This window comes from Rhodopirellula sp. SH410, assembly GCF_055811895.1.
Window position 1 is genome coordinate 6,658,628 of record NZ_CM147949.1, and the last position, 13,452, is coordinate 6,672,079.

Genomic DNA, 13,452 nt, shown 5'->3' on the forward strand with positions numbered 1-13,452 from the left:
GAGGCGGCTCAGGGGGCAGCCCGGTGTGGTACCCGATGCCTCACGGCATTCGGCTCAGGGGGCAGTCCGGTGTGGTACCCGATGCCTTACGGCATTCGGCTCAAGGGGGGCAGTCCGGTGTGGTACCCGATGCCTTACGGCATTCGGCTCAGGGGGCAGTCCGGTGTGGTACCCGATGCCTCACGGCATTCGGCTCAAGGGGGGCAGTCCGGTGTGGTACCCGATGCCTCACGGCATTCGGCTCAAGGGGGCAGCCCAGTGTGGTACCCGATGCCTCACGGCATTCGGCTCAGGGGGCAGTCCGGTGTGGTACCCGATGCCTTACGGCATTCGGCTCAAGGGGGGCAGGCCGGTTGAGCGGGGCTTGCTGCACTATTTCGACTTGCCACGCATGTGCGGCAGGCGGCGGCCTTGGGATGCGGCGACCCCGAGCTGAGAACGCAGCTCGTCGAGGCTGAGCGGGCTGACGGGAATGGTGATCAAGTCCTGCAGGTCGATCTCGCTGGCCAGGTTTCGCTTACCGATTTTTTCGACTTCCCTATCGAGCTCACTCAGCCAAGGCGGCAGATCCAAGCCGACTCCGACCGGGTTTCGTGTGAGCTGATTGGCTTCCAATTCGAGTTGCTCGAAGGCTTGGCTGTGCTCCAGGTTCGCTTCCGCATCGGCCATTGCCGGTGCGATGAGTGCACGCATGCGGTCAATGGTCATCGGTTGCACAAATCGCTCTTCCAATCGATCGGCGACGGTGGGCATCCGCATCGAATAGCGTTTTTGCAGCTCTCGCAATCGTTTCACGTACCGCTCAGCTTCGGCAGCGATCCGTTCGTTAAGGCTCTCTCGCCACGCCAGCGCCGCTTCGCCCAGGCTCATGCGAACGAGCACCTGGTGCGTCCACATGATCGGCTTGAGATTCCACGCAACCCGTTCATATCGCGCCCGTAGCCTCAAAAAATCGAGAAAAGTGTAGACCATTTCACCCCGATCGCTTTGCGTCGTTGTGCTGTTGTAGTCTTGGTACTCTGCATGATGGTCCATCAGCGATTCGAACACCAATGTGATGCAGCGAGCGGCTTCGCCCAATCCGATCCTACCCGCTTCGATCGCGCGCATCAAATGGGTGTCATCGAGCAGGTCGTCGCCGTCTTGAAGAGCCCGGCCGAGCCAGCTCTCGACGCCTTGGTGTAACACCGCTCGGATATTACTAAGCTGCAAAAAACCTTGCGTGAAGAGGGGGTCACCATAGGCTTGGATAAACTCAACAAGCCGATTCCACTTCGGTCCATCGCTGACCGATTCCAGCGGTGAGAGGCGAAGCGTTTGGCTGTGGGCCAGCCAGCTGCCGAGCATCACTTCGGTTAACTTCTCAAGCAGCGGTATCAATGTTTCGGAAATCGCATGTTGGTCCGTAGCGGTGATTTCGCAGCTGTCGCTGTGAGCTTCGCTGGTTTCTACGGCCCCCGCTCGCTTCCGCTTCGACTGTGCGGCCTCGCTGTGCAGGACCGAGTCGGAGAAGGATCCCACGAGCGAGCGATAGCCGGCTCGATACAGTCCATCAAATTCGGTGACCGCGCCGGCGCCGATGGGGTTGCGTTGTTCCATCTGACGAGCGGTTTCGATCAGCCGGCAGGTTTCAACAACCAGGCCGCGACGAGGCATCCAGTGCAACAGATGCCGGAGCACACGTTCACGCAGCCGCGCGACGTAAATCTTGACGGGATCCCCGCCACGTGATAGCGGGATATACAGCAGGTTACGCTGGATAATCGACTCGACAAAAGCGGGGAACGATGCTCGGGCCAACTCCGAATCGCCCGCGATCAAGGCGGCGAATAGCTCGATCGCACCCGCGTCATCCTCAGCGAATTCTTCCGTGAGGTCCGAGGAAAGTTTGCCATTGAGGGCACACAATGCGCTACTGATCAGTCGCCGGGCATCGGACATTTCCACGGCGGTCTCAATGATGCGTTCCATCAATCCGTCACGCAGGACACGCCGGCGGTCGTAGGTCCGCATCGACTCCTTATCGGTGCCAGCGGGTTTGATTTTGTAGGCACGCACGTCACTGAGCAATTGCAGCAGCCCGATACGGTTCTTAACCGCGCGTCGCGCCCATGCCTGCAACGACTCGATTTGCTGTTCCTGTTGCCCACGGTCGATGGGGGGATCCCCATCGGATCGAGCGGGCGATGTCGAAGGCGAGTTTTGCAGCTGGTGGTGGGTGATTGCGACATCGGCGCCGACGGCCCACATCCTGGCCAGGGCTTGCAGGAAGTCGAGCCGGCTGCCAAGCCGCTTCACTTCCGTTTCGATTTCGTCAACGCTGTCCGAATCGCCGCCGGTGTCGAATATCGAACCTTCGTTGCCATCGTCGGTAGTGTCCTGATAGCTCATGCCCTCATAAGCGGCGGCAAAGATGTCGTTGCCGTCATCATCAAGATCATCTTCTGGATCGAGCAGATCGTCGGTGGCGGTGGCGAGCTCGCGTTTCCAATCGTCCGCGGAGTGATTCCCCAGGGCCGCGTCGCCGACTTCGAAATGAGGCGCCGACCAGTACGACTCGGCGTTTGCTTCGAGGTAGTCAAAAAACTTGTTCACTCGCGGCCACAGCTCGGCCGGTTCATCGCGCAGATGCTCGCGGAGTTGCAGCAGCCAACGTTCGGCAAGCCGCGGCAGGGAACTCGCACCGGTCCGCAGCCCCACCCGCTCAGCTTGCCCGAGCCAGTGGATCAACAGCGCCTGGGCGGGGATAAAGTCCTTGCGTTCGAGCAGCGCCGTGATCACGAGCATGTAGGCGCGAGGCGAATCAAACAGTTCGGCGTGAGGTGCCCAAAACGCAATGTCACCATGCCGGGCACCACCGCGATGCCACAACCGAAGTGCCTGCGCGACCAACCGTGCCGACTCGTAGGACTCCCATGGGTCCGCTGCATCGACCGATTCGACCGTATGTGCCGCGAACGTCCGCCACCACTGGGCAATATCGCGGTACTGCGCATCCATCTTGTCGTAGGCAGCTTCGTCATCCCGTGCGGCCGCCTCGCTCCAAACCCGCGCGGTGTACCCGAACAGACTTTCGATAATGAACAGCAACTCGTCCAGCCGCGAGTCGTGAATCGTGTTCTCGATCCCTGGATACAGGCTGAAGTTGCCGGTAAATCCGAGGATATCCCACGGGTCCATCAGGCCACCGCACTCAATCGCGCGGCGAATCAAATCGAAACTCGCGGCAGGAACTTCGATCGCCGCGGCAAGATCGCCGGCGCGGAGGGCGCGCAGCCCGAGCGTCATGCCACAATCGATCCGGCACATCAATCTCGCCGATGCCGCCGACACCACATCGGCTTGCTTCGCCGCCGAATCGGCATAGCCCATGCGGGCGTAGATCCGGGCGAGCTGCACGTGCTGCAACTGGATGGCCCTGCTCCGTGCCAGCGACGCGTTGAGATGTTGCCGCGCGGCCCCGAAAGGCTGGTGCCGAGTCTCGGCTTCAGCGAGCAAGCGTTTGCCGTGCTGGCCACCAATCTGTGAAATCCGCCAGCGATAGAATTCATCGCGATAGTTCGCGATCGGCACCATCAGCGAACGCAGCGTGACGTCACTCGAATAGGCCCCCGGCCCCCAACCGGATACGCCCGATGCCATCAACATCGTGCCCGCGAGCACCGATGCCGCCTCATCGAGCAGTTCGTCGGCAGACGCGTCAGGCGTCTCACTGAGCCGGCACAACAGCGCGTCGAGCGTGACGCTGCGGACCATGAATCGATCATAGCGTCCATCGCTATCGATGGATCGTTCGTCCCAGCCACCGAAATGATAATTCGGACGGCGATTGACAGGGTGATCGAAATCGTAGGCGCGAGGGTCCAGACATAACTCACGGATCTGGTCGGGATCCATCGCCGCGGCGCGCAGGATGTCGTCAGGAGCCTCTGTGATCGCCTTCAGTGCTCGGCGGATCAATTCGCGATAGGGTCCCGCCGTGATTCCCACACCGTGAATCATCATCGGGATGGGGCGGACGAACTCATGCGGGTAAGGCTGGCAGGCACGGTTCTCCAGCACTGCGACCGGACGATAGCCAACGTAGTCATTCAGCTGTGAGATGATCTGATCGACGAGCTCGTTTTCATCTTCAATCGTGGCGGCCTCACCGACGTGAGCAAGCACCGCCTCGGCGCATCTCGCCAGGAAAAGTCCGTTGAACAGGACTTCCGGTTCGAGGTGAAAGAGCAGGTCGCGATGAAAATCCAGATAGGCGGGCAGCAGCTTCGACCACAGCACGCGGATCACCGTCCGCGCCCGGCTGACGTCCCCGAACGCAGAGGACTCGCTCGACTGCAGTTTCTCGGCGGTCTCTTCGAGCCAGTGACGGATGATTAGAAACGGGGGCGGCCCGGACAGGACATCCCCGCCGGCGGCTTCGTCATGCACCCGGTTCCACGCTTTGAGGATGGCCGGGGCGGCCGCTCCAGAGGAAAACGTGAGATACCCCAGTAGGCTGTGCAGTGCATCTCGACCGGCAGCTGACGGCCCTTCGAGAGCAGCCCGCCATGTCGCTTCGAAGTCATCGTCGGACAGGATCGAGTGCAGCGGCAAGGCCGCTCGATCGTTTGCCCCAGAGTCCTCACGGCGAGGCGAGTCCTGCGGACGTTCGCTGGGAGGATTCGATGGCATGATTCAGGCTTTCTTAACGCTCTTTTTCGACGCCTTCTTGGACGTCTTCTTCATGGGCTTTCTAACCGACTTTTCAACGGCTTTTTTCACGCTCTTCTTTGCCGCCTTCTTACTCACCTTCGCAGTCGATCGTTGGACCGACACGGCTTTCTTCACGGACTTCTTCACGGACTTCTTCGCCGTCTTCTTGACGGCTTTCACAGCCGACTTCTTCGTTGACTTCTTGACTGACTTTTTGGCGACAGCAGCAGTTTGAGCCGCTCGCTTTTTCACCGATTTCTTAGCGGCTTTCTTTACCGACTTCTTGGCGGTCTTTCGCTTGCTTGCGGTGGAACCGCCGCTGAAAGCGGCTGCCCAGCCATCGGTGTACTTCTCGTTTGGGCCGACTCGTAGGATCGTCATCGTGTCGATTGCCTAGTGTGTGATGTGATAGGTGTGTGGGAAAAGTGCGACGCATTGAACGAAACGCATCGCGATCAAGTCACATGTTTTATCGCATCTGAAATATTTAACGAGGGGCTTAACGCAGGGAGGCACTACCCAGCATGGATGCTTTTGTAACGAGCCTTCTTGGAATCGTCATCGGCGTCCTCGCCCATCCGCTCTCGGCGGTTGCGTTCGTAGGTGTCAAAGTTGCCCTCACACCAGACGACTTCGCCGTTGCCTTCAAACGCCAGGATGTGCGTCGCCAGGCGGTCGAGGAACCAGCGATCGTGCGACGTCACGACCACGCAGCCCGCAAAATTCTCGATGGCTTCTTCGAGGGCACGCAGCGTGTCGACATCTAAATCGTTGGTCGGTTCGTCCAGCAGCAGAACGTTGCAACCCTTGCGTAGCAGCGATGCCAAGTGAACCCGGTTCCGTTCTCCACCGGACAGGATCCCCACCTTTTTCTCTTGATCGGGGCCTTTGAAGTTGAATCGCGACACGTACGAGCGGGCGTGCATGGGTCGGCCACCCATGTCCAGCGACTCGTGGCCACCGCTGATCTCTTGGTAGATCGTTTTGTTCGGATCGAGCGCATCACGCGACTGGTCGACGTAACCAAGATCGACCGTCTCGCCAATCTTGATCGAGCCCGCGTCGACCGGTTCGTGCCCGGTCAGCATTTTGAACAATGTCGTCTTGCCGGCTCCATTGGGGCCGATGATGCCGACGATCCCGCCCGGCGGCAGACGGAAAGACATGCCCTTCATCAACACCTTGTCGCCGAACGCCTTGTCCACCTTTTCCGCTTCGATCACGAGCGAACCAAGATGCTTGCCCGACGGAATCTGAATTTCGAGCTCGTCGGGGCGGTCTTCGAAGACCTCCTGCGACATCTGCTCGTACGATTTGATCCGCGCCTTCGATTTCGCTTGCCGCGCCTTGGGACTCATGCGAATCCACTCAAGCTCGCGAGCCAAGTTCTTCTCACGCGCCTTCTGTTGGCGTTCCTCGAGCGCCATCCGCTTGGCCCGATTCTCCAACCAAGCCGAGTAGTTGCCTTCAAATGGCATCCCCTTGCCGCGATCGACTTCGAGAATCCACTGGGCCACGTTGTCGAGGAAGTAGCGATCGTGCGTCACCGCGACGACCGTCCCAGGATACTTCGCGAGATGCTGTTCCAGCCACGATACGCTCTCGGCATCGAGGTGGTTGGTCGGTTCGTCGAGCAGCAACAGGTCGGGTTGGCGGATCAAGAGCTGGCACAGCGCGACCCGGCGTTTCTCGCCACCGGAGAGATTGGTGATCTCAGCATCGCCGGGCGGCAGGTTCATCACGGCCATCGACATTTCGACAAACCGATCGAGCTCCCACAGGTTGTTCGCGTCGATGACGTCTTGTAATTCAGACATCTCGTCGCACAGCTTCGTCATCTCTTTATCGTCGGTGACCTCTCCGAGCAGACCCGAGATTTCGTTGAAGCGGTCAATGATCGCTTGCCGTTCAGCCACGGCCACCTGCACGTTTTCAAAGACGGTCTTGGTCGGATCGAGCGGTGGCTCCTGCTCGAGGTAGCCGACCGTGAAGCCCTTGCCCAACCGCGCCACGCCCTCAAACTCCGTGTCGTAGCCCGCCATGATCTTCAGCAATGTCGATTTACCGGCCCCGTTGGGTCCGAGCACACCGATTTTTGCCCCGGGATAGAAAGCGAGGTTAACGTTCTCGAGCACTTTTTTCGGACCATGCTTTTTGGTCAGATCAGTGATTTGATAAATGAATTGTCCGGCCATGAAAAATCAGTGGGGGCAGTTTGGAGGAGGGGGAATTGGGAGTTGGGAGAGAGGGCGGTCGCCGTCAGGCGAATCGTCCGCGGACTCTCCCTCAGAGGGCTGGTTGCCCTGAGAGGGCTGTTTGGATTTCTGGGATTTCGAGCTTGTCGTTTTCGCTCATCGTCTCATTCCCATTCGATCGTGGCGGGCGGCTTGCTGCTGATGTCGTAGCACACGCGGTTAACGCCTTTGACTTCGTTTATGATCCGCGTGCTGATGCGTGCGAGCAAGTCGTAAGGGAGGTGACTCCAGTCTGCGGTCATGAAATCGTCCGTATTGACGCAGCGAACGGCGACTGCGTTGTCATAAGTCCGGGCATCGCCCATGACCCCGACACTTTGCACAGGCAGCAAGACCGCAAAGGCTTGCGAAGTTTCGCGGTACAAACCCGCATTCTCAATTTCCTCGACGACAATCGCATCGGCTTCCCGCAACACCACGAGTTTTTCACGGGTGACTTCGCCGAGACAGCGAACGGCCAGTCCCGGGCCGGGGAACGGGTGCCGCCACACAAGCTGTTCAGGCAAGCCGAGTTCGATGCCGAGCCGGCGGACCTCGTCTTTGAACAGATCCCGCAGTGGCTCGATGAGCTCAAAGCCCAATTCGTCGGGCAGCCCGCCGACATTGTGGTGCAGCTTGATCGTCGCGGCCGGGCCGTCCTTGTCCGCCCCACTCTCGATCACATCGGGGTACAGCGTCCCCTGAGCGAGAAAGTGAGCGTCTTCGATCTTTTCGGCTTCCGCTTTGAAGCACTCGATGAACGCATATCCAATCCGGCGGCGTTTCTCTTGAGGCTCTTCAATCCCGGCGAGGTCATCGAGAAATTGGTCTTCCGCATCGACGACGTGCAAATCAGCTTTGAAGTGATTCGAGAACTCATCAATCACAATCCGCTGCTCGTTTTTCCGCAGCATCCCGTTATCGACCAAGATGCACGAGAGCTGTGAACCGATCGCTTTATAGAGCAGAGCCGCGACGACCGAGGAATCAACGCCCCCGGACAAGCCGCAAATCACCCGTTTCTTGCCCACGACCGCCCGAATCTGTGTGATCGCGGCCTCGGCGAAATCACCCAGTCGCCAACTGCCGTCGCAACCACAAATGTCGCGGACGAAGTTATGCAGGATCTGACCGCCGTGCGGCGTGTGGGTGACCTCGGGATGAAACTGCATCGCGAACACGGGCCGCGTGTTGTGGCGGATCGCGGCATAGGGACACGTGGAGGTTTTCGCCATGACCGTGAAGTCGTCGGCGATCTGTGACACTTGATCGCCATGGCTCATCCACACCTGCTCGGACGCCTGCATGCCGCGAAAAATCGAATCGTGATCGATGAAGTCGCACATCGCCCGGCCATACTCGCGACTGGGCGTGTTGTCGACTTTGCCACCGAGTGCTTGGCAGGCGATCTGCATCCCGTAACAAATCCCCAGCACGGGGATGCCGAGCTCAAAGATCGCGGGATCAATCTGGGGCGCGTTCTCCTCGTAAACGCTCGACGGTCCCCCGGACAAAATGATGCCTCGAGGCGCGAGTTCAGCGATCCGCTCGGCGGTGATGTCGTGGCGAACGATCTGGCAGTAGACCTGCTGGTCGCGGACCCGCCGTGCAATCAGCTGCGCATATTGCGAGCCGAAGTCGAGCACGACAATTCGCTGATCGGTCAACGGCATCGTCGGTTCGCCCATTGTTGACGGACGACTCCGCTCGCCGGGAGTGCTCCCGTTAGGAGGATTGCCGCCGTCAGGCGAGTTAGAATCAGTGCGGTTAGAGTGGATCGTCATCGGTTTCGCCGAAAGTCTGCGGTGCGGGCCAATTCAACAGTTTAGAAGCTGTTTCAGAAATTCCCAAGGGGCGGCATCCGTGCTACCGAATCACTGCAGACGGGTTCATTTTGGATTCCCGAGCGTTTGCGGTTTATGATGAAAGGGATTCCCCTGCCATGATCCGGTAAAACGGGAGCCCCCCATGACATTGAAAGATTTCTACCCTTTGGCATTTTGATGGCCCTCAATCCCATGACCGATGCTCTGCGCCCCACCTCGGCCCAATCACGCCGCGTCTCGGGATTTTGGTGCTCCGCCCCAGGCTTACTGTGCTGGGCCTTCGCCTGGATGGCAATTCCAGCGGCAATTCCAGCGGCGGATGCCGCCGCCCCCCCCGCACAGATGGACATGCGGTCTCGCCAGGCGTATGCCGCCGTCGGAGCTAGCATCACCAAGGCGGGTTCCGAATACGTGGGGGGAAATTTTGAGGCGTCGGCCCGAGCTTTGGAAAATGCGATGAAACAAGTCGAGGTCGCCGTCCGCGCCGGCAGCCCCGAACTCTACGATGCCTTGCTGCCCAAAATAAAACGCATCACGGATGCCCGGGTGATGATCGAACTCGAAGGCGTCGCGATCGCTCCCTTCATCCCGCCGCCACGCCCAGGCTCCGAGCGTGCGACCGAGATGGCGAAGATCGCGCCGAGCCCGCCCGCGCCGAGCCCGCCCGCGCCGAGCCCGCCCGAGCCGAGCAAAGCCGCGAAAACGATGCCGCCCCCCAGTCCATTTGAACGCGCGGGCAATGGCGTCAGCTTCGTTTCTCAAATCGCACCGATCCTCAGTTCTAAGTGCGGGGGCTGCCACGTCCGCGCCCAAAAAGGCGGATTTTCCCTCGAGAGCTATGCCGTGCTAATGAAAGGGCCGCGTGAGGGAGTGGTGGTCTTTCCTGGCGATACCATCGGCAGCCGCTTGGTCGAAACGATCGAAACCGGCGACATGCCCCGCGGCGGCGGCAAAGTCAGCGAACAGGATCTCGCACTGCTCAAACGCTGGATCAACGAAGGGGCCAAGTTCGACGGCGATGACCCGGCCGCCAAACTAGCCAGCCTGCAGGCCGGCGCCACCCCCGGCGCCACCCCGCCGCCCGCACCCGAGATGGCCAAAGAGATGCCCACGATGTCGGCGCCGACGGGCAGAGAGACCGTCGATTTTGCCAGCCAGATCGCGCCCCTGCTGGTCGAGAATTGCCGTGGCTGTCACATCGCCGCGATGCAGACTCGAGGCGGCTTGCAAATGGACACGCTGGCGAGAATGTTTCGTGGTGGCGACAGCGGGCCGGTCCTCGAACTGGGCGCGGGAGAAGCCAGCCTGCTCGTGAAAAAGCTGCGGGGCACCGAAGGCGCCCGGATGCCCGCAGGCGGTCGCCCGCCACTCGCCGACTCGGACATCGCTCTCATTTCGAAATGGATCGACGAAGGTGCTAAAGTCCCCGAGGGCGAGCGTAACGAGTCGCTCAATGTGATGACTCAAAAGGCTTGGCTGGCCGCGGCCTCACCCGCCGAAGTCAGCGCTCGCCGCCAAGAAATCGCGGCCGAGCATTTTGCTTTGGCAGGTGGCTCAACCAGTGATCTCGCGTCCACTCAAACCGACCACTTCACCGTCTGGGGCAATCTCGACACCGAGACGCTGAAACGCGTCGGCGAGCAGGCCGAAGCGGACCTGCTGCGAACCTCCAGAGTATTGCCCACCAAGGCACTAACCGCCCAAGGCAGCGCCGCCGAAGCCTTCTTTCACGGCAAAGCATCGATCTACGTGCTGCCCCGCCGCTACGACTACAGCGAATTTGCTCAAATGGTCGAACAACGCAGCGTCCCCACGGACTGGCAGTCTCATTGGTTTTACGACGGCATCCAGGCCTACATCGCTGTCGTGGCCTCGGACAATGACGAGGCCACGACCATTGCCGAGCGGCTCGCCGCACCCGTCGCCAGCCTCGCGGTGGCGAGTCGGGCAAGCTCAGTGCCGCGCTGGTTCGCCGACGGGCTGGGCAAAGTCGTCGCCGGATCGGAAACGAAGTACGACCGAGCCGAATTGGCGAGCATGCAGTCCGAACTCGTCCTGGCCGTCGGGACAATGGATTCGGGCAAAGAATTTTTCGCGGGCAAACTCGCCCCCGAGCGAGCCGACCGTATCGCCGCGGCCGTCTGCCAGTCCTTCTTAACCCGCGAGCGAAAACGCGGGTTCGATGCCGTGATCCGAAACCTGGAACAGGGCATGCCTTTTGATGAGGCATTCCAATCGGGCATGGGCGGTTCACCCACTGCGTATTTCGACGCTTGGCTGAAATGGGTCAAATAAGACCTGGGCGAGAAAATGAGCTCATCCGACGGTAGTGCTCGTGCCACTCCAGTTCGCCCTCCTTACTAATTTTCTAGAGAAAATCCGGCAAAACCATCTTTACTAATTGCGACCCCCCCGAAAAGGATATAATCAGGACTGAGAAGGCGGGTAATCTTCCGCTGTGGGGCAGCGACGAGTTTGTCCTCCGCGTTACCGATGTGCTGTTCTTCCTATTCTGGAGTGGTAGTGATGAGGTTGATCGTGCAGGTGCCATGCCTTGATGAGGCAGAGACACTGCCAGCGGTGTTGGCGGACGTGCCAGCGTCATTGCCGGGCATCGACGTCATTGAGACACTCGTGATCGACGATGGCAGCCGTGATGGCACTGCGGCGGTAGCGTTAGCCGCCGGGGTCACCCATGTGATCCGGCACACACACAACCGGGGGCTCGCGGCTGCTTTCGTGAGCGGACTGGAGGCGTGCCGCTGTTTAGGTGCCGATATCGTCGTCAATACCGACGGCGACCACCAATACTGCGGCGGCGAAATTGGGCGGCTGATCGAGCCGATTCTGGCGGGTCGTGCCGATGTCGTCGTGGGCGACCGCTCGCCGTGTCACGATCGAAATCTGCCGCGATACAAACGATGTCTCCACCAGATCGGCCGTTGGGTCCTTAGCACGCTGGCCGGCCGCGACCTGGCAGATCCCGTGAGCGGCTTCCGCGCCTACTCAAGCGAGGCGGTTCGGCGAACGCAACTCGTGACGCAGTACAGCTACACGATCGAGTCGCTATTGCAGGCGGTCCGTCAGGGGCTGGCCATTGAATTCGTTCCCGTTGGCGTCAACCGCGTCACTCGGCCCTCGAGGCTATTTCGCTCGATCCCACAATTCGTTTACCGCTCGGCCGTCACGGCGCTGCGGGTCTCGTTCATGCATCACCCGGTGGCGATCTTCGGCGGCCTTGGCTTCGCCACGGGCGTGATCGGCCTGGTACCGATCGGGCGTTTTCTTGTTTTGGCAGCTCGCGGGGCGAGCGACGGTCATGTGCAGTCACTCGTGCTCGGTTCGGCTCTGATCGTGCTCGCTGCGGTGCTGCTGATCGCCGGGATGCTGGCTGAATTGATCGCCGCCAACCGCTGCCTGTTTGAGAAGCTCCTGCAGGAAAACCGATCGACTCCGACAGACGTTTCAACACCGGTTGGTTTCTCCGAGTTTCGTCCGCCCGTGGCCCAACCGCGTCCGCCGTGGACCACGCCGTCGCCACCGGTGCGGCGTGGCTTCACGCTGATCGAGCTGATGGTCGTGCTTTCAATCCTCTCGTTGCTGTTGGCGATGCTGATGCCGGCGGTGCAGGCGGCACGCGAAGCGATGCGGCGGACGCAGTGCGACAATCATTTGCGGCAATTGTCCCTGGCTGTGTTGCAACATGATTCGACTCACCGTCACCTACCCAGTGGCGGTTGGGGCAAAGAGTGGTCGGGACTGGCGGGGCTCGTCAGCGGCGCAAGGCAACCGGGTGGCTGGATCTACCAGGTCCTGCCTCAGCTTGAACAGGAGGGACTGCAGAAACTCGGCGGCACCGAGGTCACCGGGACAACTGGAAATGGCAATCGATTGCAGACACCGCTGTCGGTGCTGCACTGTCCGAGCCGTCGCGGTGCCTTGCCGCTGCCCAACCAGCGTGATTGGCAGCCCCGTCTCCATCCGCAGGTGATCGCCGTGGCACGCAACGACTACGCGGCCAACGGCGGCGGTCGATTGATCCCGTTTGGCGCCGGCCCCGCCGATCTGAAGTCGGCCTCAAAGTTCACATGGCCCGACGCCAAGGACGCCAATGGGATCGTCCGCCAGCGGTTGCCGGTGCGGTTGCGAGAGGTGATCGATGGCTTGTCCCAAACTTTCTTACTCGGTGAGAAACACGTACCGTTCACCCGATACGGCGACGGCAAAGATCGCGGCGACAATGAGGGGGCCTACAGTGGGGACGACCGCGACACCATCCGCTATGTCGGCACGGTGTCGGATCCCCGTTTCCAGCCGTTTCCCGATTCGTTCTTGGCCGGTGTGGAAGGAGCGATCTTCGGTTCGGTACATCCGACCGGTTTCACGATGTCGTTTTGTGACGGGTCGGTCCGTCATCTAACGTATTCGATTGATCTGAAGACGTATGCCAATCTCGGTGCGAGGGATGACCGCCAAGTCGTCAATGCCGATGCGTGGTGAATATACAAGCAGGCCGTGTTCAGTCCGCGAGGCGATGGAACTAGTGATGAAACCCAAAACAAGCCTTAGGAACGCGGGATCAATAACTGGCGTAGTGGATCTTGTCAAAGGTCCATCCAGAACAGGATCTTTAACAAGATCCACTACGGTAAACCCGTCACTTATTGTTCATGGTATCCTTGCAGTCCTCGGTCTAA

At 60.1% G+C, this 13,452-nt stretch carries 6 protein-coding genes; 2 read left to right on the forward strand and 4 right to left on the reverse strand.

Annotation, left to right across the window (positions count from 1 at the left end; all coding sequences use genetic code 11):
- Window positions 1-372: 372 nt before the first annotated feature.
- From SH410x_RS24310 to guaA, 4 genes are all read right to left on the reverse strand, one after another.
- Window positions 373-4,674, reverse strand: a complete 4,302-nt coding sequence (locus SH410x_RS24310) for a hypothetical protein (RefSeq protein ID WP_473671564.1) — start codon at window positions 4,672-4,674, stop codon at window positions 373-375.
- A gap of 3 nt (window positions 4,675-4,677) precedes the next feature.
- Complete coding sequence (locus SH410x_RS24315; protein ID WP_473671566.1) at window positions 4,678-5,076, reverse strand: hypothetical protein; 399 nt, start codon at window positions 5,074-5,076, stop codon at window positions 4,678-4,680.
- Between the two features lie 134 nt (window positions 5,077-5,210).
- The gene (gene ettA, locus SH410x_RS24320) at window positions 5,211-6,890 is read right to left on the reverse strand and encodes an energy-dependent translational throttle protein EttA (RefSeq protein ID WP_473671568.1); all 1,680 of its coding nucleotides are present in this window, start codon (window positions 6,888-6,890) and stop codon (window positions 5,211-5,213) included.
- 164 nt (window positions 6,891-7,054) lie between these two features.
- Entirely contained in the window at window positions 7,055-8,602 is a 1,548-nt protein-coding gene (gene guaA / locus SH410x_RS24325) for a glutamine-hydrolyzing GMP synthase (RefSeq protein WP_473671569.1), read from the reverse strand.
- Between the two features lie 330 nt (window positions 8,603-8,932).
- Between guaA and SH410x_RS24330 the strand changes: the two genes are divergently transcribed.
- Both SH410x_RS24330 and SH410x_RS24335 read left to right on the forward strand, forming a co-directional pair.
- Window positions 8,933-11,050, forward strand: coding sequence for a c-type cytochrome domain-containing protein (locus SH410x_RS24330; protein ID WP_473671571.1), 2,118 nt, complete (start codon window positions 8,933-8,935; stop codon window positions 11,048-11,050).
- 231 nt (window positions 11,051-11,281) lie between these two features.
- Window positions 11,282-13,255 carry a DUF1559 family PulG-like putative transporter gene (locus tag SH410x_RS24335; protein ID WP_473671573.1) on the forward strand — a complete coding sequence of 658 codons (1,974 nt, stop codon included), beginning with the start codon at window positions 11,282-11,284 and terminating at the stop codon, window positions 13,253-13,255.
- Window positions 13,256-13,452: the final 197 nt, after the last annotated feature.